This is a genomic window from Rhodococcus sp. WWJCD1 (assembly GCF_002258735.1).
Classification (GTDB): domain Bacteria; phylum Actinomycetota; class Actinomycetes; order Mycobacteriales; family Mycobacteriaceae; genus Rhodococcoides.
The window spans coordinates 250,077-275,018 of the sequence record NZ_NOXY01000028.1; the positions used below are offsets into that span (position 1 = coordinate 250,077).

Below are 24,942 nucleotides of genomic sequence, written 5' to 3' on the forward strand. Positions count from 1 at the left end.
TGTACTGAAAGGGCTCGTATTGCTTCGTCGCGCATCGCCGACCGGATTGAAACGGGGCGGCTCCCTGGTTCTACCGCTTCGACCGAACTGTGAGTTCGCAGGACGAGCGTGAGACGACGACCGATTGGATAAGTGTCTGCGACACGAGCTTCCCCTCCCCGAACAGGTGTCCGGCACGAACGCAACGTCGATGCCGACCCTTCGATCCCATTACAACGTGTGGCCGGAGCTGTCCAGCCCGTCCACCCACTGAAGCCGCACCCGAAAATCGGCCTCCAACACCTCCAGCGGCTTACAAAGATACAACATTGGCGGGAGCCTTTTGTGCAGTCGTCATAAGAAGCATCGACGACCGCTTCCAGCCTGTTACAGGAGTGACCGTGTTCGCCACTCGAACGTGCCCTATTCGATCGAACGAATGACTTCTCGAGAGGAAGGGGCGTCACGTCCCGGTATTTATCCGGCGCAGCGATCGGTAAAATGCCGCATTTACCGACTTCATGTTTGTTTGTGTGGCAACTCGCGCCGCCTGATCAGCAGGGTCGCACCGAGTGCACCGACAGCAGAAAGGCACAGGATCAGCTCTGATCCGAAGCCCAGCCGAGTGGCGACGGTGTGCGTTCGACGCAGTGCAACACTCGAAACGAGTACGTCGGGGGTGAACAGCGGCGTCTGTTGCAACACGGCGCCGTTGGGCGAGACTATCGCGCTGACCCCACTCGTCGCGGCCACCACGACAGTCCTTCCGTGTTCGACGGCTCGTACTCGCGACATCGCAAGTTGCTGGTAGGTCATTTCGGTGTCGCCGAAGGTCGCGTTGTTGGTGGGGATGGCAATGAATTCCGCGCCGGACCTGACCGATTCTTCGAGGGCGCGATCGAATGCGACCTCGTAGCACGTCGCTATTCCGGCGGCTATTCCCGCGGCGTGCACCACGCCGTTACCACTGCCGGGGACGAAATATCCCGCCCGGTCGGCATATTCCGAAAACAAACGGAAAAAGCTTCGGTAGGGCAAGTACTCGCCGAACGGTTGAATTATCTTCTTGTCGTGCCTCTCGCCGGGGCCGTCGTCACCGTTCCAGGCAATGACGGAATTCGAGTTCGTGCCATCGGCATTGACGAGCACCGTGCCCACGAGGATCGGCGCGCCGACCGCAACCGATGCTCGAGTGATGAGAGTCGCAGCATCGGGATTGCGCAACGGATCGATATCGGACGCGTTCTCCGGCCACACCACGAGATCCGGAGCCGGTTGTCTGCCCGCCTCGACATCGGCGGCCAGTGTCATGGTCTCCCGGACGTGATTGTCCAGAACTGCGCGGCGCTGTGCGTTGAAATCCAGACCCAATCGCGGAACGCTCCCCTGCACGGCCGCGATGGTGACCGTGCGTTCGCCGTCCTCCGCGTCGTTTGTGTGCAGAGTCGGTAGCAGAGCCAGCGCGAAGATGGACGCGACCGTCGTCGCGGCCACGGGAACGACGAAGGATCGCACAGTGCGCGGACGGCAGCTCGCCAGGATCAGCGCTGCCAGGCCGGTTCCGGTCAGGGCCACCCCGAAAGTGAGCAGCGGCGCGCCTCCCACGCTCGCCAACGGCAGCAACCAACCCTCGGGTTGCCCGAAAGCCAGCCGACCCCACGGGAAGCCGCCGAACGGAACACTCGACCGCAGCCATTCGGTCAGACTCCACGCCAACGCCAACGACAGTGGCCACCAGGCACTTCGCGCTGCAACCACACCGAGAACCCCGAACAATCCGACGAAGACGGACTCGGCGGCAGCCAACGCCAACCACGGCATCGGCCCCACGTACACACCGATCCACGGCAGCAGCGGAACGAAGAATCCGAGGCCGGCGGCATACCCGTAGCCGAAGCCTGCCTTCAGTGACACCGATCGTCGACCGCCGAAGCCGGTCAACACCAGCGCCAGTACCGCAATGCCGATCGGTGCCAGGAACCACAGGGTCCGAGGAGGGAAGCTTGCGAAGATCAGTACACCGGCACCGACCGAGAGCAGGGTCGACACGGTGGCCCTGCGTAGACGATCACCCCGTGACTGCGTCGTCGCGACCGCCGGAACTCTGTCACTGTTCATGGATGACCTTGCCGCGATGCACGGTCATCGAACAACGCGGGCTTTCGGCCGACGCGTCGAGGCTGGGCAGCGGTGACACCCCGGCACGTGGGTCCGTCGACCAGCGTTGGACGCTGTCTTTGGGGGCCCGCACAACGAGTTCGTCGACGTCCCACACCGCGAAGGATGCAGGCGCACCCGGCACCAGCGTGCCCGCCACGCCATCTCGGACTCCCCCCGCGCGCCACGCTCCCCGCGTCGCTGCGGAGAACGCAGCTCGGGGTGAAACGGCACTGCCCGCCGTGTGGTGGTTGACGGCGGCCCTCGCCGTCGCCCATGGGTCGAGGCGCGTGACCGGTGCGTCGGAACCGAAAGCGAGGGCAACGCCGGCCGAGGCCAATCGGGCGAACGGATGGAGTGCGGCGCCGCGTTCGGCACCGAGCCGTGCCGCATAGAGTCCTTCGGAACCGCCCCACAGTGAGTCGAACAGCGGTTGCACGCTGGCGATCACGCCCCACGAGGCCAGGAGATCGGACTGTTCCGGTGTCACCATCGACAGATGTTCGAGCCGGTGTCCGCATGCAGCAACGGCAGGTGTGCCGAGTTCGGCCACCACACGCGCGAAGGCAGTGACGGTGGCCGTGACCGCGGCGTCTCCGATGACGTGGAAGCCGGCTTGGACCCCGGCCGCGGTACAGGCCGAGATGTGCGCGGTGATCGCGTCGACGTCGAGGTAAGAGACTCCCGTTCCTGGGCCGTCGGCATAGCGAGACGACAACCATGCGGTTCGCGACCCCAGCGAGCCATCGACGAAGATGTCGCCGGCCAGGCCGTGCGCGCCGGTGTCAGCGAGCAGCTGCCGTGCCTGCTCGGCCGTGTCGACCGGCTCGCCCCAGTAGCCGCGCACTTCCACCCCGTGTGCGGTAGCCATCAGTTCACGGAAGTCGTCGATTCCCGACACGATCGGGCCCCCGCATTCGTGCACGGCGACGATTCCCTTGGCTGCTGCGTCGTCCAGCGCCGCCTTACGGGCCCGGGTGCGGGTGTCCGTGGTGAGCATGGCGCGAGCCGCCAGCCTCGCGAGGTGGTGTGCGTCGGCGGTGAGCGGGGACTGTGGCGAGAACCCCGTGGCGGTGTCTATACCCGACGCCGCCGCCCGCAACGGCGTCGAGACGGCAGCCGAGTGCGAATCGACTCGCGTGAGGTACACCGGCCGGCCCGGAGCTGCTGCATCGAGATCGGACGTCGTCGGTGACCGCCGTTCGATCCACTCCGATTCGTCCCAGCCGTGCCCCCACACGAGCGCGTCGGACGTCTTCGCTGCGAACTCGGCGAGTGCGCGCATGCAGTCGTCGAGGGATCGGCAGTGAGACAGATCGAGTCCGATCAGGGACAACCCCTGATCGGTGACGTGTACGTGTGTGTCGACGAAAGCCGGTGCCACGAAGGAGCCGGCCAGGTCGGTGACGGGCACTCCGGGATGAAGCGCACGGCCGGTGCGATCCTCACCGATCCAACTGACGACTCCATCGGTCACGGCCATGGCGGTGGCGTCGGAGGCCATCGGACTGTAGATCCGTCCGCCGCAGAACAATTCGGTGGTCACGAACGACCAGTCTGCCCCTACCGATGCGGCTTCCGGAAATCCCCGGTCGGCCGATCGTCACGGTCCGCCTCGATCACCTGACCTTCGAGGACGAGTGCAGAACCCGCCGCCGACGACGCTGTGCCCGTGGTTTCGACGCGATCGTCGAGGATCTCGCCGTCGATGACGGTCGGACGCATGCGCCGCGTCGCAGTGGCGACCTGCGGCAGCCAGCGCGCAGCCGCCCACATCACCGCCGGGCGCAACAGCCACCGAGTCGGCGGAATCAGCAGCAGCAAACCGATCACCGTGGTCACCAGGCCGGGAACGAACATCGCCACGGACCCCGCCGCGAACAGAGCGCCGTCGGCCACTGCGCCGCCGGCCGACCGCTCACCGCGCGATGCTCTCCGCAGACCGTCCAATACGCGTCTACCCTGCGATCGCACCAGCAGCGAGCCGATCAGCGATCCACCGATCAACAACACCACGGTCCACAGCACACCGAGCGCGCTCGAGACGGCGACCAGTGCGGCGACCTCGACGACGACATAAAGTACGAACAGAGCGAGCATGACGGTCCTTTCTTCGCTTCACCGGTACAACGCTCGAGCCGACGAAATCGCTCCCGAAGTGCCCTGTTTGCCGAGAAATTCTCAGGAACCCGGTCGTACGAGACCGGTCTCGTACGCCAGAACGACCGCTTGTACTCGGTCGCGCACGTCCAATTTCGTCAGAATCCGCCCGATGTGCGTCTTGATCGTCGCCTCGGACAGGTGCAGTACCGCCGCGATCTCGGCATTGGACAGACCGGTCGCCAAGTGCACCAGTACCTCCCGCTCACGACCGGTCAGTGCGTCGAGAACCGACGCATCGGTGGTCGAAACGGACTGGGCGACGAACCGCGAGAGCAGCCGCTTTGTGACCTTCGGTGAGACGACGGCATCGCCTGCGGCCACGCTGCGAATTGCGGATACCAAATCCTCTGGTGGTGTGTCCTTGAGCAGGAATCCACTTGCGCCCGCCCGAAGCGCTCCCAGGACATGCTCGTCGAGATCGAATGTCGTCATCACCAAAACCCTTGTATCGGAACCGGATTCAGTGATAGATCGAGTGGCGGACACACCGTCGATGCCGGGCATGCGGACGTCCATCAACACCACAGCCGGTGCCAGCCTGTCCACGGCCTCGATGGCACCGGCACCGTCGGATGCCTCACCGACCACCTCGATGTCGTCCTGGGCCTCGAGCACCATGTTCAATCCCATGCGCATGAGCTCTTGGTCGTCCACGACGACAACGGTGATCGGCACCGATCCAACCTAGCTGTAAAGTTCACCTAGCCCTCACTCGATCGGCAGCGTCGCTCGCACGAGCCAGCTGCCGTGCGGGGTGCGGCCCGCGTGCAGCGTGCCCTGCAGCACGGCCACCCGCTCCCGCATCCCGAGCAGTCCGTGTCCGCCGCCGTCCACGGATGAGACCGCGCCGGTGCCGGTGCCGTTGTCGGAGATCTCGACGGTGACAACATTTTCTTCCCGGACCACTTTGACCACGGCGCGCGGGGCGTGGCCGGCGTGCCGTAGAACGTTGGTGAGCGATTCCTGCACCACACGGTGCACTCCCAGGCTGATTGCCGGGCTGATGTCGTCGAGATTTCCGGTCTGCTCGAGCTCGACGTACAACCCGGCGCGGCCCATCATCTCGACCACCCGGGCGAGGCCTGCTGTGCCGTAGTGAGGCATGTCGTCCGAGTCCGGGGAGGTCCGCATCAGTGCGACGGTTCGGCGCAGCTCTGCCAGCGCAAGCCGACCGGTCGCGGAAATGTTGGCCACAGCCTGCTCGGCGCGCTCGGGATTGCGCCGGATGGCGTACGAGGCGCCGTCGGCCTGAACCACCATGACACTGACGCTGTGGGCGATGACGTCGTGAAGTTCACGCGCGATGCGCGTACGTTCCGCGATCACGGCTTCCTCGGCGCGGCGGTCTCGGTCGTACTCGGCGACGACCAGTCGAGCCTGAGTCGCCTCGTCGTAGGCCCGCCGAGCACCGAGAAACTCTGCCGCGAGCCAGGACAGCGCGTAGAGAAGCGCACCGAACAACAGTGTCGTGAAGATCGGCTGGTCGAACAGCAGCATGGACGCTACCGAATACGCCGCGAGAGCAACGGCGTAGACGGCACCCTGAACTCGTCCTACGTACGCAACCAGGGTGTACAGCATGATCGGCAGGGCCAGCGTCGCCGGGTGACCGTTGACGGCGTCGCCCACCATGGCGCCCGCGATATCGCAGATGCCCGTGGCCACCAGAGTGAAAGCCGCGATCGACCGGGGAAAGCGTCGCCGCCACGCAACGGGTACCGCCAACACGACCGAGAACACGAGAAACAACGGCCCGTTCAGTCCATCGGCAGAACTGACGAACACCAAGATCTCGACGACGAACAGTCCTGCCGCCAGCAATGCATCGGCTACGAAGGGCTGCCCACGGAGCCACAGGCTGAAACGACGCATGTGATTGAGTTTGCCGTATGACTGCCGCGGACTGGGGACTGCTGATGGTGGCTGCGACAGCCGCTGGCTGGGTCGACGCCGTGGTCGGTGGAGGCGGCCTGATCCTGTTGCCCGCGATCCTGCTCGTGGCACCACAAATGACGCAGCAGGCGGCGCTCGCGACAAACAAGGCGACGGCGGTATTCGGTACCGTCGCTGCAGTCGTGACCTTCGCTCGGAAGGTCTCGCTGAACTGGACAGTCCTGGTCCCGGCCGGTGTCCTCGCCGCGGTGACCTCGGCGGCCGGTGCTGCCGCAGTCTCGCTGATCGACCGCGAGCTGTTCATCCCGATCATCATGGTCGTTCTCGTCGGCGTGGCAGTACTCGTGACGTGTCGCCCTACCATCGGTCGAACCGTGGCGTCGTCGCCGCCGACGCATCGCAAAGTTCTGATCGTCGTCGGTCTCGCGGCCGCGGGAATCGGCTTCTACGACGGAATCCTCGGGCCCGGAACCGGCACGTTTCTCATCATCGTGTTCGCCACGATGCTCGGAACGGAATTCGTGCGCAGTGCTGCGATGGCCAAGGTGATCAATGTCGGATCCAATGTCGGGGCCCTCGGATTCTTCGCCGCCACCGGCAGCGTGTACTGGCAACTCGGAGCTGCCATGGCGGTGTGCAACGTCCTCGGGGCGGTAGTCGGGTCCAGAACAGCGGTGGCCAGAGGGGCCGGATTCGTCCGAATCGTCCTGCTCGTCGTCGTGGTGGGGATGGTTCTCCGACTCGGCTGGCAACAGTTCGGCTAGCGTCGGTGGTGTGACGAGACAACCGGATCGGTCGGTCGACGCCGACTTCCTCGCCCTGCCCCTGCGGGAACTCGCGGATGCCGCACTGAGCACAGCACGCTCGGCCGGAGCCACCCATGCCGATGTGCGCGTGCAGCGTTTGACGACGCAGTCGATCTCGCTGCGCGACGGCTCGGTTCAATCCTCGGTCGATGCCGGTGAGATCGGCCTCGCCGTGCGGGTGGTGGTCGACGGGACCTGGGGGTTCGCCTCCCATGCCGAACTCGGCACCGACGCGGCTGCCGAGACGGCCCGTCAAGCAGTCGAAGTGGCCACGGCACTGCGTGCGCTCAATCGCGAACGGGTCGAGCTCGCGTTCGAGCCGGTCTACTTGGACGCGACCTGGGTATCGGACTACGACATCGATCCGTTCGAGGTACCCACTGCCGACAAGGTGGGGTTGCTCGCGGAGTACTCGTCCCGCCTGGCCGCGTCGGACGGCGTGGACCACGTCACCGCCTCGGTGCTACAGGTCAAAGAGCAATCCTTCTACGCCGATCTGGCAGGCAGCAGCATCACCCAGCAGCGGGTGCGACTGCATCCCCAGTTCGAGGCAACAACCGTCGACCGGTCCGTCGGTGCTTTCGAAACCATGCGCACCCTCGCGCCACCGGTGGGACGCGGTTGGGAATACCTCGGCCGAACCAGCACCTGGGACTGGGCCGACGAGTTGGCCCGAATTCCCGAATGGCTGGCAGAGAAGGTGAAGGCACCGACCGTGGTGGCCGGACCGACCGACCTCGTCATCGACCCGACCAACCTGTGGCTGACCATTCACGAATCCATAGGGCATGCAACAGAATACGATCGAGCCATCGGCTACGAGGCGGCATACGCAGGCACGTCTTTCGCGACGCCGGACCAATTGGGCACGTTGCGCTACGGATCGCCCATCATGCATGTCACTGCCGATCGGACCGAAGTCAACGGCCTGGCCAGCATCGGTTTCGACGACGACGGAGTGGCCTCGCAACGGTGGGATCTGGTCCGCGACGGGACACTGGTCGGCTATCAACTCGATCGCGTCTTCGCCCCTAGGCTCGGGCTGGAGCGGTCCAACGGGTGCGCATACGCGGATTCTCCACATCACGTTCCGATCCAGCGCATGGCGAACGTGTCGCTGCAGCCGGACCCGGACACCGATCGAACGACTGCCGACCTCATCGGTGCGGTGGAGGACGGCATCTACGTCGTCGGCGACAAGTCCTGGTCGATCGACATGCAGCGGTACAACTTCCAGTTCACCGGTCAACGCTTCTACCGCATTCGCAACGGCGTGCTCGACGGCCAGGTGCGCGATGTTGCGTATCAGGCGACCACCACCGAATTCTGGGGTTCGATGGAGATGCTCGGCGGACCGTCCACCTGGCGGCTCGGCGGTGCCTTCAACTGCGGCAAGGCGCAACCCGGCCAGGTTGCCGCCGTCAGCCACGGTTGCCCGTCAGCGCTGTTCCGCGGCGTCAACGTCCTCAACACCCGATCGGAGGCAGGTCGATGATCGCGCCGCAGCTCGTGATCGAACGTGCACTCGCCTGCGCGAGTGTCGACGACACCATTGTGATCGTCACCGACTCCAGCGACGCAACACTGCGGTGGGCCGGAAACTCCATGACCACCAACGGAATTGCGACCTCGCGGCGCTGGGAGGTGATCTCCGTCGTGCGAGACTCGACATCCGCACGAGTGGGCACTGTGTCGTCGACGAGTGTCGAACCGGACGACATCGAGGGCGTGGTACGCGCGAGCGAAGCGGCGGCGCGATCGGCGGAGCCCGCCGACGACGCGATGCCCTTGCTGCCTCGAGAGTCGGACTCGGATCCTCGAGACTGGGACCGCCGAGCGCAACACACGTCGATCGATGTGTTCGGCTCACTGGCAACGGAATTGAACGTCGGGTTCGACGGTCGCGACGCCCTGTACGGATTTGCTCAGCATCGGGTCGACAACGTTTGGCTCGGCACCTCGACCGGCCTGCGTCGAACTTTCACGCAGCCGACCGGATCGGTCGAGATCAACGGCAAAAGATCCGGGGCCAGCGCCTGGGTCGGAACCGGCACCACGGACTTTCGTGATGTGTCGGCCCAGAACATGTTGGACGAGCTGTCCACTCGGCTCGGCTGGGCGCAGAACACCGTCGAGATGCCGGCAGGGCGATACGAGACGCTGCTACCGCCGTCGGCCGTGGCGGATCTGATGATCTACCTGATGTGGACCATGGAGGGGCGTGGCGCGCAGGAAGGTCGCACTGCACTTTCGGGCGCAGGCGGAACACGAGTGGGCGAGAAGCTCACAGCTCTCCCGCTCACGTTGTACTCGGATCCGCGCGCTGACGGTCTCGAGTACGCGCCGTTCGTGGTGGCGGGATCGTCCAGCGATTCGGTGTCGGTATTCGACAACGGCATGGACATCGAGCGCGTCGACTGGGTACGGGACGGATCGGTCTCGGCTCTGGCCTATCCGCGCGCGTCGGCCGAGAAGTACGGAGCTCCCGTCGCGGTGCCGGGCGAGAACCTCGTTCTCACGGGCGGCACGGACATCGGTCTGGACAAGATGGTGGCCGACACCGAACGCGGATTGATCCTGACGACACTCTGGTACATCCGTGAGGTCGATCCGACCTCACTGCTACTCACCGGACTGACCAGGGATGGCGTCTACGCCATCGAGAACGGTCGAATCACCGGTGCTGTGAACAACTTTCGGTTCAATGAGAGCCCGCTGGATCTGTTGCGTCGCGTCACCGAAGCGGGTGCAACGGAAGCGACACTGCCGCGCGAGTGGAAGGACTGGTTCACCCGCACGGCGATGCCGCCGCTGCGCATTCCCGATTTTCACATGTCCTCGGTCAGCGCCGCTCAGTGAGGTAGGTCCGGGCTACTTATCGGGTCCGGAGAGCTCGAGCGCGATGTTGTCCGGGTCGCGGAACTCCACGATGGACAGCCCGGGCCCTGCGTCCTTGATGCCTTCGTGGGCGATGCCGAGATCGTCGAGCGTTTTGACGGCGTCTTCGAGTGCGGCTCGCGTGTCCACCGTGAAGCTCAAGTGGTCGAGCCCGCAGCGGTCTTCACCGAAAGTGTCGTCGCTCGGTGCGACCGGACGCAGGCCGAGCAGTCCCCCGCCGAACTTGTAGATGACTCCACCGAACAGGAACCATAGCGCCTTCTTGGTCTCCTCGTCGGCGTCGGGATCCCAGGCGTATGCGACCTCGAAGCCGAACACCGAGTCGTAGAACGACCTCGATCGCTCGATGTCGCGAACGGTGAGACGGACGTGGTTGTAGTCGGTCACTGCGATAGGCACGTGATACTCCATTCCGGCAGCAGGGGAAGCTGCCTCGTGAAGTATTCGGAACCGCGCATGCGAGCGATGGTGCCGATGTGTCGATTTCAGGCTGCGGTGATCGACAGCCCGACCGAGCCGCTCTTTCCTCGACGCAGCACGCTGCCCTTCACGGTGAGCCAGCCCAGGATTCCGTACTTCGACGCGACAGCTGCGCGGGCCTTCGCGGTGCCGGTCGCGTCGAGAATCTCGGCGGTGGCGCTCACTGCGTCGCCCTGCGGATTGCCGCGCATGTCGCACGCCGCAATCGTCACCTGTGGGTTGCGGCGAATGCGTTTGACCTTCCACGAATCGGCAACCGTCCACATGAGTAGTCGGTTACCGTCGAGCGCACCCCACAGCGGCGTCGGCACCCCGGTGCCGTCCTTCTTGAACGTCGTCAGCAGTACGTACTTGCCCTTGGCAATGTCTTCGAACGTGGCGGCCATACCGCTCAGAGTACGTCGCTACTCCCCTTCGAGCTCGCCCTCGGTCTCGAGGTAGATCTGGCGCAACCCGTCGAGAACCTGCTCGTTCGGCTCGGCCCACATCTTCCGTTCCACCGCCTCGAGCAGGCGTTCGGCGATGCCGTGCAGTGCCCATGGATTCGACTGCTGCATGAACTTCTGGTTTTGCTCGTCGAGCACGTAGGTTTCGGCCAGCTTCTCGTACATCCAGTCCTGTACGACTCCCGTGGTGGCGTCGTAGCCGAACAGGTAGTCCACCGTGGCCGCCATCTCGAACGCGCCCTTGTAGCCGTGCCTGCGCATGGCTTCGAGCCACTTGGGGTTCACCACGCGCGCACGGAACACCCGGGCGGTCTCCTCCGAGAGGGTGCGGGTGCGTACCGATTCCGGACGCGTGCTGTCGCCGATGTATGCCTCGGGCGACTTTCCGGTCAGCGCGCGCACAGTCGCCACCATGCCGCCGTGGTACTGGAAGTAGTCGTCGGAATCGGCGATGTCGTGCTCGCGTGTATCGGTGTTCTTGGCGGCAACGGCGATGCGCTTGTACGCGGTGCGCATATCGTCCGACGCAGGGACGCCATCGAGGCCGCGGCCGTACGCGAAACCGCCCCATGTGGTGTAGACCTGAGCCAGGTCGTCGTCGCTACGCCAGGTCTTGCTGTCGATCAACTGGAGCAACCCGGCACCATAGGTACCCGGCTTGGATCCGAAAATTCTTGTTGTGGAGCGTCTTTCGTCACCGTGTTCAGCGAGATCGGCCTGCGCGTGTGCGCGGACGTAGTTCTGATCGGGCTCCTCGTCCAATGCGGCGACCATCCGTACCGCGTCGTCGAGCAGGGCGAGCACGTGGGGAAACGCGTCGCGGAAGAAGCCGCTGATCCGGACCGTGACGTCGATACGAGGACGACCGAGCTCGCCGAGATCGATCACCTCGAGCCGAGTGACCCGGCGTGAGGCCTCGTCCCATACCGGCGACACGCCCAGCAGCGCGAACACCTCGGCGATGTCGTCGCCGGAGGTCCGCATCGCAGACGTGCCCCACACCGACAGGCCCACCGACTTCGGCCACTCCCCGTGATCCTGACGGTATCGAGCGAGCAATGACTCCGCCATCGCCTGACCGGTCTCCCATGCCAGTTTCGACGGCACGGCCTTCGGGTCGACCGAATAGAAATTGCGCCCGGTAGGTAGGACATTGATCAGTCCGCGCAGCGGTGAACCGCTCGGCCCCGCCGCGATGAACCCGCCGTCGAGAGCGTGCAGCACTTGCTCGATCTCGCGTGCGGTTCCGCGCAGACGCGGTACCACCTCGGCGGCGGCGAACTTCAAGATCTCCGCGACCACGTCACCGTGTTCGCCTGCAACGCGCTCGGCCTCGTCCGGATTCCACTGCGCGGCCTGCATGGCTGCGACCAGACCGTGCGCCACGGCCTCGATGCTGTCGACGCGCGTGCGTTCCTCGTCGCCGTCCTCGCTGAGCCCGAGAGCTTCGCGAAGTCCGGGGACCGTCTGCTCGCCTCCCCACATCTGCCGAGCACGCAGCATCGCCAGCACCAACTCGACCTCGGCATCGCCGACGGGCTCCTGGCCCAGGATGTGCAGCCCATCGCGGATCTGCACGTCCTTGATCTCGCACAGCCATCCGTCGACGTTGAGCAGCATGTCGTCGAACACTTCCTCGTCGGGGCGCTCCTCGAGCCCCAGATCCTTGTGCATCTGCGCCGCGGTCATGAGCGTCCAGATCTGCTGACGAATCGCGGGCAGCTTGGCTGGATCGAGCGCCGAGATATTCGCGTGCTCGTCGAGCAACTGCTCGAGCCTCGAGATGTCTCCGTAGCTCTCCGCGCGCGCCATCGGGGGAATGAGGTGATCGACGAGAGTGGCGTGTGCTCGGCGCTTGGCCTGCGTCCCCTCCCCCGGATCGTTGACCAGGAACGGATAGATCAGCGGCAGATCGCCGAGGGCCGCATCGGTTCCGCAGGAGGCGGACATGCCGAGCGTCTTACCCGGCAACCATTCGAGATTGCCGTGCTTGCCCAGATGAACCATCGCATCGGCACCGAAACCGCCGTCTGTCTCGGTAGCGGAAATCCATCGGTAGGCCGCCAGGTAGTGGTGGCTCGGTGGAAGATCCGGGTCGTGGTAGATCGCGACGGGCTTCTCCCCGAACCCGCGCGGCGGCTGAACCATGATGACCACATTGCCGAATTGCATTGCTGCGATGACGATCTCACCGTTCGGATCGGCAGAGCGATCGACATAGAGATCGCCCGGTGGCGGGCCCCAATGCTCGATCACGCCGTCGCGCAGATCAGACGGGAGCTGCTCGAACCAGGTGCGATACCGCGCCGCCGAGATGCGAATGGGGTTGCCCTCGAGCTGAGCGTCGGTGAGCCAGTTCGGATCCTGGCCACCGCGGGCAATCAGCGCGTGGATGAGTGCATCACCGTCGCGAGCAGCCAGACCGGGCACCGAATCCGGGCCGTCGAGCGGCCCGAGGTCGTAGCCGGCAGTGCGCATGTCCGACATCAACGCGATGGCGCTGGCCGGAGTGTCGAGGCCGACGGCATTGCCGATGCGGGCATGTTTGGTGGGATACGCCGAGAACATCAGGGCGATTCGGCGGTCGGCGGCCGGGATGTGTCGTAGCCGTGCATGGCGAACGGCGATGCCGGCGACGCGCGCTGCTCGCTCGTGATCCGGAACGTACGTGGTCAGCCCGTCGTCGTCGATCTCCTTGAACGAGAACGGAACCGTGATGAGACGGCCGTCGAATTCCGGGACGGCAACCTGTGTGGCCACGTCCAGTGGCGACAGCCCGTCGTCGTTCTCGGACCACGTCGCGCGTGAGCTCGTGAGGCACAGACCCTGCAGGATCGGAACGTCGAGAGCCGCGAGTTCGGCGACGTCCCAGGCCTCGTCGTCGCCACCTGCCGACGCCCCGGCAGGTTTCGTCCCGCCCGCTGCAAGCACCGTCACGATCAGGGCATCGGCCGACTTCAGCGTCTCGAGCAGGTCTGACTCCGCCGTGCGCAACGACGCACAGTAGATCGGAAGGGCCGTGGCACCGGCGTTCTCGACCGCGGCGGCGAGGGCATCGATGTACGTGGTGTTTCCGGCCAGATGCTGGGCGCGGTAATAGAGGATCGCCACCGTCGGACCGTCGGAGTGCGGGGTGGAGTTCCGTTCGAGGTGCCCCCACGTCGGCAGGTGCCGCGGAGCATCGAAACCGTGACCGGTGAGCAACACGGTGTCGGAGAGGAAGTTGTACAGCTGGCGCAGGTTGTCCGACCCGCCCTCGGCCAAATAGTTGTGTGCTTGCGCGGCGACGTTGGCCGGCACCGTCGAGATCTCCATCAGATCCGCATCCGGTGCCTGCTCACCGCCGAGAACGACAACCGGAAGCCCGGTGGCGAGCACGGCGCCGATGCCCGCCTCCCACGAGCGGCGCGATCCGAGAATGCGCACGATGATCAGCTCGGCCGATTCGGCCATCGACGGGATGTCCTGCGCCAGAAGGCGAGATGGGTTGCCCCAGGTGAAGTCGGCTCCACTGGCACGGGCACTGAGCAGATCTGTGTCCGATGTGGACAGCAACAAGAACACGGGTAACGCCCTCCTCGGGGGTTTCGCGCCCCTGAACTAGGTGAATCTTCTCTTCGGTTCGTCGGCGAGAGGGTCTGACTCCGGCCCGTGCACCCGAAGTGCAGGGCCGTTACAGTGGCGCGACCGTACCGGATTCTCGCCGGTTTCCTCTCGGCCTGAGCCGTGTCGACAGAATGCTACCGGTGCGAGCGGCACATCGGTCCACCCGTCGCGCTTGTAGCCTGGTGAACATGAGTTCGCCTGACAGATCGGTGCCCGACGGCTGCCCAGGAGCGCTGACGACGCACCTCGCTGCGGACGGTCCGCTTGCGCGGATCAGGCTGCCGGGTGGCCTGGTGCTGCCGAAACAGATGCAGGTCCTGGCGCGGGCTGCAGAGGAACTGGGCGACGGGACGGTGGAGCTGACGTCCCGGGGCAACGTTCAGCTGCGGGCGGTCTCGGACCCGGTCGCCCTGGCGAGCAGGTTGGCCGAGGCCGGATTGCTACCGTCCGCAACGCACGAGCGGGTGCGCAACATCCTCGCCTCACCACTCTCGGGACGGGTCGGCGGTCTCACCGACGTGCGTGCGCTCGTCCGCGAGTTGGACGAAGGGCTCTGCGCGCGTCGCGACCTGGCCGAACTGCCCGGGCGAACGCTGTTCGCCCTCGACGACGGGCGCGGCGACATGGGCGGACTCGAACCGGATTTCGGTGCTTACGCCCAGTCCGACGGGTCGTACGCGCTGCTGCTCGCAGGCCGGGACAGCGGAGTTCGAGTGGATCGAGACAGCGTGGTGCCGACGCTGCTGAACTGCGCCGCAGCCTTCGCGGAACTGCGAGAATCCGAATGGCGGTTGGCCGAAGTCGACAACGGCGTCGATCGAATCGTCGAACTGCTCGGGCTCTCTGCGGGCACTGCGCTGCCGTTGCCCACACCTGTCGAGGTACCACCGATCGGCTGGCTCGACCAGGACGACGGACTGGTGGCCCTGGCCGCAGGACTTGCCAACGGCGTTATCGGCGCACGACTGGCCGAGTTCCTCGCCGCCATCGACCGACCGGTGATCGTGACTCCGTGGAGGTCGCTGATCGTGTGCGATCTGGACGAGGAGCCCGCCGAACAAGTTGTCCGGGTGCTGGCCCCGATGGGCCTGATCTTCGACGCGGAATCACCGTGGATCCGGGTGAGCGCGTGTACCGGATCGCCGGGCTGTGCGAAGTCGTTGGCCGACGTCCGATCCGACCTGGAGGCGGCCGTCGAAGCCCGAATGACTCCGCGTGACGAGCGGCAACACTGGTCCGGGTGCGAGCGGCGCTGTGGGCGACCGAAAGGTGAGGTCACCGACGTGATCGCGACAGGAATCGGCTACCAGGTGTCCTGAGCACCGGGAGACCGGCTTCCGGACGAGGGGTCCCTCTCCCCTATCGTGACACGCATGCACGACTACGTCCGCGACGGCGCGGAGATCTATCGCCAGTCTTTCGCAACCATTCGAGCCGAAGCAGATCTGTCTCGATTCGCGCCGGATGTTGCCCAGGTCGTCGTACGCATGATCCACGCTGTCGGTGAGATCGACCTGACCGAGACCATCGGATTCACGCCCGACGTGGTGGGTTCCGCTCGAACCGCCCTGCGCGCAGGCGCACCGGTGCTGTGCGATGCCAACATGGTCGCCGCCGGCATCACTCGTCGCCGTCTTCCGGCCGACAACGAGGTTCTGTGCACCCTGTCCGATCCTCGGGTACCGGATTTGGCTCGGAGTATGGGCACCACGAGAACCGCTGCCGCGCTGGAGTTGTGGGGCGAGAAGCTCGGCGGCGCCGTCGTCGCCATCGGAAACGCGCCGACCGCACTGTTCCACCTGATGGAGATGCTCGCGGCCGGAGCCCCGAAGCCCGCAGCCATCGTCGGCGGCCCGGTAGGATTCATCGGCGCAGCGGAGTCGAAAGAAGATCTGATCGCAGCCGACCTCGGCGTGGAGTATCTGGTCGTCCGAGGCAGACGTGGTGGCAGCCCCATCACCGTCGCCGCAGTCAATGCCATTGCGAGCGAACAGGAATGACCGCTGTCGGAAAATTGTGGGGAGTCGGCGTCGGCCCGGGTGACCCGGAGCTGTTGACCGTCAAGGCTGCTCGTGTGATCGCCGAGGCCGATGTTGTTGCATTCCACAGCGCTCGACACGGCCGCAGCATCTCGCGCGCCCTCGCGGCCGGGTACATGCGTGACGGTCAACTCGAGGAGCACCTGGTGTACCCGGTGACCACCGAGGCGACGGCTCATCCCGGTGGGTATCAAGGTGCGATCGACGAGTTCTACGAGTCCGCTGCTGCACGGCTCGCCGCTCATCTCGACGCCGGTCGGTCGGTTGCGCTTCTGGCCGAGGGCGATCCGCTGTTCTACAGCTCGTACATGCACATGCACAAACGCCTGGCGCACCGGTTCGAGGTCGAGGTGGTTCCCGGCGTGACCTCGGTCAGTGCTGCGTCGGCGGCGCTGGCAACTCCATTGGTGGAGCGCGACGAGGTGTTGACCGTCCTGCCCGGAACACTGACTACCGACGAACTCACACGCCGACTACGCGGTACCGACGCCGCGGTCATCATGAAACTCGGGCGAACTTATCCGACAGTGCTCGACGCACTGGAACGATCGGGCAGACTGGACGAGGCGCGATACGTCGAGCGGGCCAGTACACCCGATCAACGCGTCCTCGATGCCGCCGACGCGGACGACGTCCCGTACTTCTCGATGATCGTGGTGCCGAGCCCCTCCAACCGAGCCGAAACACCCACCAGCACGGGCGAAGTGGTCGTCGTCGGCCTCGGTCCAGGCGACGAAGCATGGACGACGGACGAGGTGCGGGCCGAACTGGCCGCCGCCACCGATCTCGTCGGTTACATCACCTACATCGACCGGGTACCGCCGAGGCCCGGGCAGATACGGCACGCGAGCGACAACAAGGTCGAATCCGAACGTGCGGCGTTCGCCCTCGACCTCGCCAAACAAGGACGGCGAGTAGCCGTGGTGTCCTCGGGCGATCCGGGGGTCTTCGCGATGGCGACAGCGGTCATAGAGGTTGCAGCCGAACAACAGTGGAGTTCGGTGCCGGTACGAGTGGTACCGGGAATGACCGCCGCGAACGCCGTCGCGAGCCGGGTGGGAGCACCCCTCGGCCACGACTATGCCGTGATATCGCTCTCCGACCGACTCAAGCCATGGAACGTGGTGGCCGGGCGTCTGTCGGCGGTCGCCGCAGCCGACATGGCGATCGCGATCTACAATCCCGCTTCGAAGTCGAGAACCTGGCAGGTTGCAGCCATGAAAGATCTACTGCTCGAGCATCGTTCACCACAGACGCCGGTGGTGATCGGACGCGCGGTGGGCAGTGTGCAGGAATCGGTGTGCACTGTGACGCTCGGAGAACTCGACCCCGAGTCGATCGATATGCGGTGCCTGCTCATCATCGGATCCTCGATGACCACGGTGGTGGAGACCGGAAGCGGTCCGAAAGTCTTCACCTCCCGACGGTACCCGTCAGTAGACGCGTAGCCGGTTCGTCAACCAGTCCACGGCGGAATCCACCTCGTACACGATCGGTGCCGAGGTCGGTGCCTCGGGACGGGCGATCATGAGGACCGGGATCGATGCTGCCCTCGCCGCATCGAGTTTGGCTCGAGTCATGTCGCCGCCGCTGTTCTTTGTGATCAACAGGTCGATTCGGTTGTCTGCGAGCACCTTCGACTCGTGGTCGATGTCGAACGGACCGCGACCGAGCTGCAGCGTCATGTGCGGTGGTACCGGACCGGTCGGAGGATCGATCGTCCTTACCAGAAACCACGAGTGATCGACCCTCGCAAAATGGTGAACGCCCTGCCTGCCTGTCGTGAGAAACACCCGGCTGCCGGGGGTGATCGCCGACGCCGCGTCGGGCAGCGAGGGAACCGTGGTCCACCGATCGCCTTCGCCCTCGGTCCACGGTGGCCGCGTCAGTACGAGGAGTGCGACTCCCGTTGCCTCGGTGGCATGCACGGCGTGCGCTCCGATGGTGGATGCGAACGGGTGTGTCGCGTCCACCACTACGTCGATCGCATTGTCTCGCAGCCACATCGCAAGGGCATCCGGTCCACCGAACCCGCCGATTCGGGTCCGACCGACGGGCAGTATCGGCTGTGTGACCCGCCCGGCCAGTGAGGTGACGCTGTCGACGTCCCGAACCCGATCCAGCGCCGCCGCGAGTGCCCGCGCCTCTGTGGTACCGCCGAGAATCAGAACCTTCACGGTTTGATCGCACTCCATTGAGTAACCGGTAAGTGTGGCCTCCACGTCGTGAACGCGCCCAACGGCTCACCGCGATAGATCTGGAATCTGCGGAGCTCTCCGCCGTACTTCGCCGCCGCGGTCAGCAACAACGAATCCGATTCTGCAGTCACCGAATTGGCGACCACACGCCCCCCTGTGCGCACCGCGTTCCAACACGCCTCGAGCATGTCGGCACCGGTCAATCCACCACCGATGAACACCGCGTCGGGCACCGCGTTCACGGCCGAGACGCCTCCGAAGCTCTCGGGTGCCGCGTTGTGCACGATAAGTCCCGGAACTCCCAGGTGCCGAGCGTTGCGCTCGATCTGATCACGCCGCGCCTGCGAACTCTCGAACGTCACTGCGCGGCAGGATCTGTCGGTACGCATCCATTCGATGGCAATGGTTCCTGATCCGCCTCCGATGTCCCACAACAGTTCTCCGGGCGCAGGTGCCAACGCGCTCAGGGTCAGTGCTCGAACCTCCTGCTTGGTCATCTGGCCGTCACCGGTGTATGCGGAATCGGCCAGGCCGGGTACGCGAGCGTGGCGGGGTGCGTCGGGATCTCTCACGCACTCCAGCGCAACGACGTTGAGCGGGTCGGTGCCCTCGAACGTCGAATCTCGCGCTCGACCGTGGACAATTCGTTCGGCCGGTCCGCCGAGCTGTTCGAGCACAGTCATCGCGGAGTCTCCGAACCCGTTGCCGGACAACAGCCCCGCCACCTCACCCGGTGTACTGCTCCCCCGACTCAACACGATCACCCGGCGACCGTCGGCCAAGTCCGGCAACAGTGTCTCGATCGGCGTGTTCACCAGAGACACCGTCGGGGTGTCCTGCAGTGCCCACCCCAGCCGCGCGCATGCCAACGACACGGAGGACGGTGCCGGGTGCATGCGCAGTCGCTCGGCACCGAACTCGCGCACCAACGTCACCCCGATGCCGTGGAACATCGGATCCCCGCTGGCCAACACACAGACGTTCGACGCCTCGTAGGCGTCGAGCATCGACCGCAGATTCGGTAGCAACGGGCTCGGCCACGTCCTGGTCTCGGTGCAATGCGGCCGGACACTCGCAATCTGGCGTACCGAACCGAACACCACATCGGCCTTCTCGACAGCCCCGCGGGAGGTCGCAGGCAGTCCGTCCCAGCCGTCCGCGCCGATTCCGACGACGACTATCGGCCGGGGCATCGGAACCGTCATCAGCGGGGCATCCTGCGCCAGAGCCATTGTGGCAGTAGACGCATGGCGAAGAAGACCGGGCGAAGAATGCCGGGGATCCACACGCTGTTCCGTCGTTTGTTCAGTGCAGACACCACGAGGTCGGCGACCTGATCAGGGGTACTCGACATCGGAGCCGGGTCCATTCCTTCGGTCATGGACCCGATGACGAACCCGGGGCGGGCGAGCAACAGGTGCACTCCGCTGCCGTGCAGCGAATCGCTCAGTCCGCTCGCGAATCCGTCGAGGCCGGCTTTCGCGGACCCGTACACATAGTTTGCGCGGCGCACTCGTACACCCGCCACCGACGAGAACACGATCAGGTCGCCGGTGCCCTGCGCCCGAAGAAGTGTCGCGGCGTGAGTGAGTACGGAGACCTGCGCCAGGAAGTCCGTGGTGATGACGTCGAGCGCATGCTGGGCGTCGTTCTCGGCGCGCGCCTGGTCGCCGAGGATGCCGAAGGCGAGAACCACGATGCCTATCGGACCGTGTTCTCGGGCCATCGCCCGCAGGAGTTCGGCGTGGGTGTCCATCGCGTTCGCGTCGAATTCGACAGTGTGGACTGCGCCCGCGCCTGCCCGTTGCACCCGGACTTGTTCTGCTGTCAGCTCGTTGCTACGTCTCGCGGCCAGTACGACGGTTCGCCCCGGTGCCAGTCGGGTGGCCACCTCGAGCCCGATCTCGCTTCGTCCGCCCAACAGCAACAGCGTTCCGGGTGCGGGTTCTGCTCGTCTGCTCACGCCGATCAGTCTGGCCGATCGAACCCAGCTCGTGGCAGTCGGGGCACGTCACTACAGTCGGGTCATGGCCGCAACCCCCGCAGACGCGACTGCCCTCACCGACGACGCGCTCGAATTCCTCACCGAGCGGCATCTCGCCACACTGACGACGCTTCGACCGGACGGGACGCCGCACGTTGTTGCAGTCGGCTTCACGTACGACTCCGATGCTCGAATTGCGCGGGTCATCACCAACGACGTGTCACAGAAGGCCATCAACGCCGGCCGCGGTGCCTACGCCGCCGTCACTCAGATCGACGGCGCCCGCTGGATGACCATGGAGGGACCGGCTTCGGTCCGCAGCGATCGAGATTCCGTCGTCGACGCCGAGAACCGTTACGCCAAGCGCTACCGCGTTCCGCGGGAGAATCCGACCCGAGTGGTCATCGAGATCCAGGTGCGACGGGTACTCGGGAGTCGTTCGCTACTCAGCCGCTGAAGCGCAGTCGGCTCCCGCGTCAGGCGAGGTCCGCCGGCCAGGGTAGGACGGTCAAGTCGGGCCATTCCGTCGTCCAGCGGGCGGCTTTGGCCTCGTACACATGCTGCATCGGCACGCGCGGATTGGGCCGCACGATTCCCGCGAACAGATCCTCGAAACCGTGTGGCGCGTAGACGACATCTCCACCGTCCGCATCGGTGGTGATTCCGAAACAGCACGTGGTGGAAACGAAATGGTCGATCGCGTCCTCGGTGCTGTGGAACGGTGGGATCCGACTGCCGAAGTGCTTCTCGTACCACAGATGTACGCGTGCTTCGTTGCGCACTTCGACGTCCACCCCGAGGTCGGCGAACAGTGAGGCCGCGGTCTCGATCACCTCGTTCTCGGCGCCGTAGGACAGATCGGAGTCGTCGAAGTAGAAGAAGTCGTAGTCACGAATGCCCGCCTGTGGATCTCGATCGGCCAGGTGGTTCCAGACAGTCTGGAAGAGGCCACCCGCCGTCAGGTACCACCCGGGAAGCCCGAGTTGCGGGGCACGTCGAAGTATCTCGGCCACAGCAGGATTGGCCCTTACGACCGACACGAACTCGGTCTCGCGCACAGTTGTCACACCGGGAGGACGGCCAGACCGTGGGGCCGAAGATTGACCGATTCACACCCGTCCGCGGTAACGACGACGATGTCTTCGATACGGGCACCCCACTGTCCTCGGAAGTAGATTCCCGGCTCGATGCTGAACGCCATCCCCTCGGTCAGGGTGATGTCGTTGCCGGAAACGATGTATGGCTCCTCGTGCACAGACAGTCCGATTCCGTGACCGGTGCGGTGCAGAAACGCCTCGCCCAGCCCGGCGTCCACCAGGACGTCGCGGGCAGCCGCATCGATGGACTGCGCCGTGACCCCCGGCACCACCGCGTCGACAGCTGCTTGCTGCGCCCGCTCCAGCACCGCGTAGAGGCCCGCGATCTCCGCTGTCGGCTCGCCGAGACTGTAGGTGCGGGTCGAGTCGGAGTTGTATCCCGGTGCAACGGGCCCGCCGATGTCGATCACGACGATGTCGCCTGCCTCCACGACACGATCGGACACCTCGTGATGCGGATCGGCACCGTGTGGGCCGGACCCGACGATGATGAATTCGGGTGCAGTGTGCCCCTCTTCGACGATGGCCGTGGCAATGTCTGCAGCGATCTGCGCTTCGGTTCGGCCCACGCGAAGCCATTCCCCCATACGGGCGTGCACTCGATCGATGGCGTACCCGGCTCGCCGTAACGCGTCGATCTCGGCCTCGTCCTTGACCATCCGAAGTTCGCGGAGCACATCCGTGGCCAGCACCGGCACAGTTCCGAACACCTCGGCCAGCGGCACGAAGTGCAGTGCGGGCATCGCGTCGGCGACGGCAGTCTTCGTTCCGGTCGGAACCGCCGCAGCCACCAGCGCGTACGGATCGACGCCGTCCACCCAATCGACGAGGTTCAGCGACAGATCCGCAGCCGCGGAATCGCCCAGCGCGGCCAGCTCGAGCCGCGGCACGACAATACTGGGAGTGCTGCCGTCGGCCGGCACGACCAGGGCGATGAGACGCTCGAACGAACTGGCCTTCGAGCCGATCAGATACTGCAGATCCGGGCCCGGCGTGATCAGCAGCGCATCCAATGCCGCATCCGACGTCAGACGCGCGGCTCGCGCGAGCCGCGACGCGTAGACGTCACTGGAGAAACGTGAGGAACTGACCGAAGAATCGACACTCATGCCTCCAGGCTAATGCCGTACGGCAAGATGAGCCCCATGACCGCCCCCGGAAAGTCGCCGTTGCTGCTCCTCGACGGTGCGAGCCTGTGGTTCAGGGCCTACTACGCACTGCCCGAGTCGATTACGGCCCCCGACGGACGACCCGTCAACGCAGTCCGTGGTTTTCTCGACATGATCTCGGCGCTGATCGCACGAACCGAACCCAGTCGGCTGGCCGTGTGCCTCGATCTGGACTGGCGGCCGCAGTTCCGAGTCGATCTCGTGCCGTCCTACAAGGCGCACCGTGTGGCCGAGGCTGCCCCGGAGGTCGCCGAGAGCGAAGAGGTTCCGGAGACGTTGACTCCTCAGGTGGACATGATCATGGACGTTCTCGCCGCGCTGGGTATTGCGACCGCAGGCGCGGAGGGGCTGGAGGCAGACGACGTGCTTGGCACCTTGGCTGCGCGCGAGCGACAGGACCCGGTGGTCGTGGTCAGCGGGGACAGAGATCTGTTGCAGGTCGCGGCGGACGAACCGAACGAGGTTCGGGTGTTGTACGTGGGGCGAGGGTTGGCCAAGGCCGAATTGTTCGACCCCGCATTGGTTTCCGAACGCTACGGAGTTCCTCTGCACCGCGCAGGCGCGGCCTACGCCGAGCTCGCACTACTCAGAGGCGACGCCTCGGACGGCCTGCCAGGAGTGAAGGGTATCGGGGAGAAGACGGCCTCCACCCTGATGCTCCAGTACGAGTCGGTCGCTGCATTGCGTGACGCGGCACTCGATCCGTCGTCGGACATGGCCAAGGGAATCCGGGCGAAGCTGGCCAACGCGAGCGACTACCTCGATGCGGCCCTTCCCGTCGTCCGAGTGGTCACCGACGCCGACGTCGTCTTGTCGAAGTCGGACGAGATCCCGGCCGAGCCCGCCGACGTCGACGCACTGAACGAACTTGCCGAGACCCTCGGAGTGGAGAACGCCGTGGCCCGCCTCGTCACTGCGATGGCGGCCACGGCGTCGAAGAACTGACACGACGGTCGAGCAGATCTACTTTGGTAGCGAGACCTCGTAGTTGGCGTCGTCGTCCAGGAAAGTCAACGTCACCTTCTTGAACGCCCCGTCGACCGTCAGGGTGCAATCGACGCTTGCGCCCTTCTTCACCTCGATGTTCTGGGGGCACGACACCCCGGAGACATCGGACGCGCCGTAGGACTCGGTGACCACCTTACGGACGCCCTCTTGGGCGGCCGCAGTATCGAGCGTGGTCGAGCGGCCGAATGCCAAGAACGAGACCAATGCGATCACCGCGACGACCGCAATGACGACACCCACGATGATCAATGGCTTCTTCGACTGCGATCCGGCCGGCCGGGGGCCCTGCTGACCGGGTACTTGCTGATTCGGATACTGCTGATTCGGGTTCCACGGCTGCTGCCCGTACTGGCCGGGACCGTACTGACCACCACCGAATTGCTGTGGGGCATAGGGATTCTGATAAGCCGGATCACCCGACGGCGGTGTGCCCGTCCCGGGATAGGGCGCGCCGTACTGCTGGCCGGCCGGGTACTGCGCGGTGGGATTCTGACCCGCCGAGGCCGGTGGATTCTGGCCTTCGGGAAACTGCCCCTGTGGGTATTGCCCCTGTGGGTACGGGCCCTGGGGATAACCGCCCTGTGGATACTGGCCCTGCGGGTACTGGCCCTGGGGGTAGCCCGCTTGCGGATACTGGCCCTGCGGATACCCGGTCGGTGGGTACTGGCCGTGTGGGTACTGACCGCTCGGCTGCGGTGAATTCTGCCCGTACGCGCCCGGCGTGGACTCTCCGTACGGAGTGGTCGGCGCTACGGGCGGTTGCCCGTACTGGCCCCATGCGGATGGTGTCGGGGTCTGCGAATCCGGTGCAGGAGTGGAGCCTGCGGAATGACCAGGAGACGCAGGAGTGGAGCCTGCGGAATGACCAGGAGACGCTGGAGTGGAGCCTGCGGAATGACCAGGAGATTCGGGAGTATCTTTCGCGGCACCGTCCTGCTGGTCGGGTGTGCGCGACCAACTGTTGTCGGGGTCGGTCGGACCGTATGGGCCGCTCATCTCGCCTCCACTGAAATTTCGGA

At 65.3% G+C, this 24,942-nt stretch carries 22 protein-coding genes; 8 read left to right on the forward strand and 14 right to left on the reverse strand.

The genetic code is table 11. The annotated features are described in order from the left end of the window. Positions 1 to 498: 498 nt before the first annotated feature. The 5 genes from lnt to CH286_RS21695 form a co-directional block, all read right to left on the reverse strand. A complete protein-coding gene (lnt, locus tag CH286_RS21675) occupies positions 499 to 2,097 on the reverse strand; it encodes an apolipoprotein N-acyltransferase (protein WP_094610356.1) in 1,599 nt (532 codons plus the stop codon). Further along, positions 2,087 to 3,682, reverse strand: a complete 1,596-nt coding sequence (locus tag CH286_RS21680) for an amidohydrolase (RefSeq protein ID WP_032403437.1) — start codon at positions 3,680 to 3,682, stop codon at positions 2,087 to 2,089. The genes lnt and CH286_RS21680 overlap by 11 nt, the downstream gene beginning before the upstream one ends. A 17-nt stretch (positions 3,683 to 3,699) precedes the next feature. Then, positions 3,700 to 4,236: an FxsA family protein gene (locus CH286_RS21685; RefSeq protein WP_032403436.1), complete on the reverse strand. Its 537-nt coding sequence runs from the start codon at positions 4,234 to 4,236 to the stop codon at positions 3,700 to 3,702. Positions 4,237 to 4,317: 81 nt separating this feature from the next. After that, entirely contained in the window at positions 4,318 to 4,974 is a 657-nt protein-coding gene (locus CH286_RS21690; RefSeq protein ID WP_032403435.1) for a response regulator, read from the reverse strand. Between the two features lie 33 nt (positions 4,975 to 5,007). Next, on the reverse strand, positions 5,008 to 6,171 hold the full coding sequence (locus CH286_RS21695; protein WP_037150427.1) for a sensor histidine kinase: 1,164 nt from the start codon (positions 6,169 to 6,171) through the stop codon (positions 5,008 to 5,010). Between the two features lie 17 nt (positions 6,172 to 6,188). Between CH286_RS21695 and CH286_RS21700 the strand changes: the two genes are divergently transcribed. From CH286_RS21700 to CH286_RS21710, 3 genes are read left to right on the forward strand one after another with little or no spacing between them, the layout of a single operon-like run. Continuing rightward, positions 6,189 to 6,956 (forward strand): TSUP family transporter, encoded by a 768-nt coding sequence (locus CH286_RS21700; RefSeq protein WP_032403433.1) that lies wholly within the window; start codon positions 6,189 to 6,191, stop codon positions 6,954 to 6,956. Between the two features lie 10 nt (positions 6,957 to 6,966). Then, positions 6,967 to 8,493 (forward strand): TldD/PmbA family protein, encoded by a 1,527-nt coding sequence (locus CH286_RS21705; RefSeq protein WP_094610357.1) that lies wholly within the window; start codon positions 6,967 to 6,969, stop codon positions 8,491 to 8,493. Continuing rightward, positions 8,490 to 9,857 carry a metallopeptidase TldD-related protein gene (locus CH286_RS21710; RefSeq protein ID WP_037150432.1) on the forward strand — a complete coding sequence of 456 codons (1,368 nt, stop codon included), beginning with the start codon at positions 8,490 to 8,492 and terminating at the stop codon, positions 9,855 to 9,857. Before CH286_RS21705 ends, CH286_RS21710 begins: the two co-directional genes overlap by 4 nt. A 12-nt stretch (positions 9,858 to 9,869) precedes the next feature. Here the strand turns inward: CH286_RS21710 and CH286_RS21715 are convergent, their stop codons facing one another. The 3 genes from CH286_RS21715 to cobN all read right to left on the reverse strand — a co-directional run bounded on the left by CH286_RS21715 (position 9,870) and on the right by cobN (position 14,386). Then, positions 9,870 to 10,295 (reverse strand): VOC family protein, encoded by a 426-nt coding sequence (locus tag CH286_RS21715; protein ID WP_032403691.1) that lies wholly within the window; start codon positions 10,293 to 10,295, stop codon positions 9,870 to 9,872. Positions 10,296 to 10,381: 86 nt separating this feature from the next. After that, positions 10,382 to 10,762, reverse strand: a complete 381-nt coding sequence (locus tag CH286_RS21720; RefSeq protein WP_094610358.1) for a PPOX class F420-dependent oxidoreductase — start codon at positions 10,760 to 10,762, stop codon at positions 10,382 to 10,384. Between the two features lie 18 nt (positions 10,763 to 10,780). Beyond that, positions 10,781 to 14,386, reverse strand: coding sequence for a cobaltochelatase subunit CobN (gene cobN / locus CH286_RS21725; RefSeq protein ID WP_094610359.1), 3,606 nt, complete (start codon positions 14,384 to 14,386; stop codon positions 10,781 to 10,783). 230 nt (positions 14,387 to 14,616) lie between these two features. Between cobN and cobG the strand changes: the two genes are divergently transcribed. The 3 genes from cobG to CH286_RS21740 are packed head-to-tail and all read left to right on the forward strand — an operon-like array spanning position 14,617 to position 17,915. Beyond that, a complete protein-coding gene (gene cobG / locus CH286_RS21730; RefSeq protein WP_094610423.1) occupies positions 14,617 to 15,747 on the forward strand; it encodes a precorrin-3B synthase in 1,131 nt (376 codons plus the stop codon). Between the two features lie 54 nt (positions 15,748 to 15,801). Then, positions 15,802 to 16,428: a precorrin-8X methylmutase gene (locus CH286_RS21735; protein ID WP_032377897.1), complete on the forward strand. Its 627-nt coding sequence runs from the start codon at positions 15,802 to 15,804 to the stop codon at positions 16,426 to 16,428. Beyond that, the gene (locus CH286_RS21740; RefSeq protein WP_094610360.1) at positions 16,425 to 17,915 is read left to right on the forward strand and encodes a precorrin-2 C(20)-methyltransferase; all 1,491 of its coding nucleotides are present in this window, start codon (positions 16,425 to 16,427) and stop codon (positions 17,913 to 17,915) included. Before CH286_RS21735 ends, CH286_RS21740 begins: the two co-directional genes overlap by 4 nt. Here the strand turns inward: CH286_RS21740 and CH286_RS21745 are convergent. The 3 genes from CH286_RS21745 to CH286_RS21755 are packed head-to-tail and all read right to left on the reverse strand — an operon-like array spanning position 17,901 to position 20,628. Beyond that, the gene (locus CH286_RS21745; protein WP_094610361.1) at positions 17,901 to 18,662 is read right to left on the reverse strand and encodes a cobalt-precorrin-6A reductase; all 762 of its coding nucleotides are present in this window, start codon (positions 18,660 to 18,662) and stop codon (positions 17,901 to 17,903) included. The two genes, CH286_RS21740 and CH286_RS21745, sit on opposite strands and share 15 nt — an antisense overlap. After that, positions 18,641 to 19,897 (reverse strand): precorrin-6y C5,15-methyltransferase (decarboxylating) subunit CbiE, encoded by a 1,257-nt coding sequence (gene cbiE, locus CH286_RS21750; protein WP_230592492.1) that lies wholly within the window; start codon positions 19,895 to 19,897, stop codon positions 18,641 to 18,643. The genes CH286_RS21745 and cbiE overlap by 22 nt, the downstream gene beginning before the upstream one ends. Beyond that, complete coding sequence (locus CH286_RS21755; RefSeq protein ID WP_032403425.1) at positions 19,870 to 20,628, reverse strand: SDR family NAD(P)-dependent oxidoreductase; 759 nt, start codon at positions 20,626 to 20,628, stop codon at positions 19,870 to 19,872. Before CH286_RS21755 ends, cbiE begins: the two co-directional genes overlap by 28 nt. Before the next feature lie 64 nt (positions 20,629 to 20,692). Here CH286_RS21755 and CH286_RS21760 point away from each other — a divergent pair, with 64 nt between their 5' ends. Next, the gene (locus tag CH286_RS21760; RefSeq protein WP_094610424.1) at positions 20,693 to 21,106 is read left to right on the forward strand and encodes a TIGR03618 family F420-dependent PPOX class oxidoreductase; all 414 of its coding nucleotides are present in this window, start codon (positions 20,693 to 20,695) and stop codon (positions 21,104 to 21,106) included. Between the two features lie 19 nt (positions 21,107 to 21,125). On the opposite strand, the gene CH286_RS21765 is transcribed toward CH286_RS21760, so the two are convergent. Both CH286_RS21765 and CH286_RS21770 read right to left on the reverse strand, forming a co-directional pair. Continuing rightward, complete coding sequence (locus CH286_RS21765; RefSeq protein WP_255182739.1) at positions 21,126 to 21,716, reverse strand: nucleotidyltransferase family protein; 591 nt, start codon at positions 21,714 to 21,716, stop codon at positions 21,126 to 21,128. Next, positions 21,713 to 22,855: a M24 family metallopeptidase gene (locus tag CH286_RS21770; RefSeq protein ID WP_094610362.1), complete on the reverse strand. Its 1,143-nt coding sequence runs from the start codon at positions 22,853 to 22,855 to the stop codon at positions 21,713 to 21,715. The genes CH286_RS21765 and CH286_RS21770 overlap by 4 nt, the downstream gene beginning before the upstream one ends. Before the next feature lie 27 nt (positions 22,856 to 22,882). On the opposite strand from CH286_RS21770, the gene CH286_RS21775 reads away from it, so the two are divergent. Further along, on the forward strand, positions 22,883 to 23,860 hold the full coding sequence (locus tag CH286_RS21775; RefSeq protein WP_094610426.1) for a 5'-3' exonuclease: 978 nt from the start codon (positions 22,883 to 22,885) through the stop codon (positions 23,858 to 23,860). Positions 23,861 to 23,878: 18 nt separating this feature from the next. Here the strand turns inward: CH286_RS21775 and CH286_RS21780 are convergent, their stop codons facing one another. Next, positions 23,879 to 24,919, reverse strand: a complete 1,041-nt coding sequence (locus CH286_RS21780; RefSeq protein WP_080737256.1) for a DUF4333 domain-containing protein — start codon at positions 24,917 to 24,919, stop codon at positions 23,879 to 23,881. Between the last annotated feature and the right edge of the window lie 23 nt (positions 24,920 to 24,942).

What these genes read in the sequence shown, in the direction of transcription:
- CH286_RS21770 (WP_094610362.1), bottom strand. Translation starts at nt 22,855, where the DNA reads ATGAGTGTCGATTCTTCGGTCAGTTCCTCACGTTTCTCCAGTGACGTC.
- CH286_RS21695 (WP_037150427.1), bottom strand. Translation starts at nt 6,171, where the DNA reads ATGCGTCGTTTCAGCCTGTGGCTCCGTGGGCAGCCCTTCGTAGCCGAT.
- cobG (WP_094610423.1), top strand. Translation starts at nt 14,617, where the DNA reads ATGAGTTCGCCTGACAGATCGGTGCCCGACGGCTGCCCAGGAGCGCTG.
- CH286_RS21685 (WP_032403436.1), bottom strand. Translation starts at nt 4,236, where the DNA reads ATGCTCGCTCTGTTCGTACTTTATGTCGTCGTCGAGGTCGCCGCACTG.
- CH286_RS21720 (WP_094610358.1), bottom strand. Translation starts at nt 10,762, where the DNA reads ATGGCCGCCACGTTCGAAGACATTGCCAAGGGCAAGTACGTACTGCTG.
- lnt (WP_094610356.1), bottom strand. Translation starts at nt 2,097, where the DNA reads ATGAACAGTGACAGAGTTCCGGCGGTCGCGACGACGCAGTCACGGGGT.
- CH286_RS21740 (WP_094610360.1), top strand. Translation starts at nt 16,425, where the DNA reads ATGACCGCTGTCGGAAAATTGTGGGGAGTCGGCGTCGGCCCGGGTGAC.
- cbiE (WP_230592492.1), bottom strand. Translation starts at nt 19,897, where the DNA reads ATGGCTCTGGCGCAGGATGCCCCGCTGATGACGGTTCCGATGCCCCGG.
- CH286_RS21780 (WP_080737256.1), bottom strand. Translation starts at nt 24,919, where the DNA reads ATGAGCGGCCCATACGGTCCGACCGACCCCGACAACAGTTGGTCGCGC.
- CH286_RS21745 (WP_094610361.1), bottom strand. Translation starts at nt 18,662, where the DNA reads ATGGAGTGCGATCAAACCGTGAAGGTTCTGATTCTCGGCGGTACCACA.
- CH286_RS21700 (WP_032403433.1), top strand. Translation starts at nt 6,189, where the DNA reads ATGACTGCCGCGGACTGGGGACTGCTGATGGTGGCTGCGACAGCCGCT.
- CH286_RS21735 (WP_032377897.1), top strand. Translation starts at nt 15,802, where the DNA reads ATGCACGACTACGTCCGCGACGGCGCGGAGATCTATCGCCAGTCTTTC.
- CH286_RS21775 (WP_094610426.1), top strand. Translation starts at nt 22,883, where the DNA reads ATGAGCCCCATGACCGCCCCCGGAAAGTCGCCGTTGCTGCTCCTCGAC.
- CH286_RS21710 (WP_037150432.1), top strand. Translation starts at nt 8,490, where the DNA reads ATGATCGCGCCGCAGCTCGTGATCGAACGTGCACTCGCCTGCGCGAGT.
- CH286_RS21760 (WP_094610424.1), top strand. Translation starts at nt 20,693, where the DNA reads ATGGCCGCAACCCCCGCAGACGCGACTGCCCTCACCGACGACGCGCTC.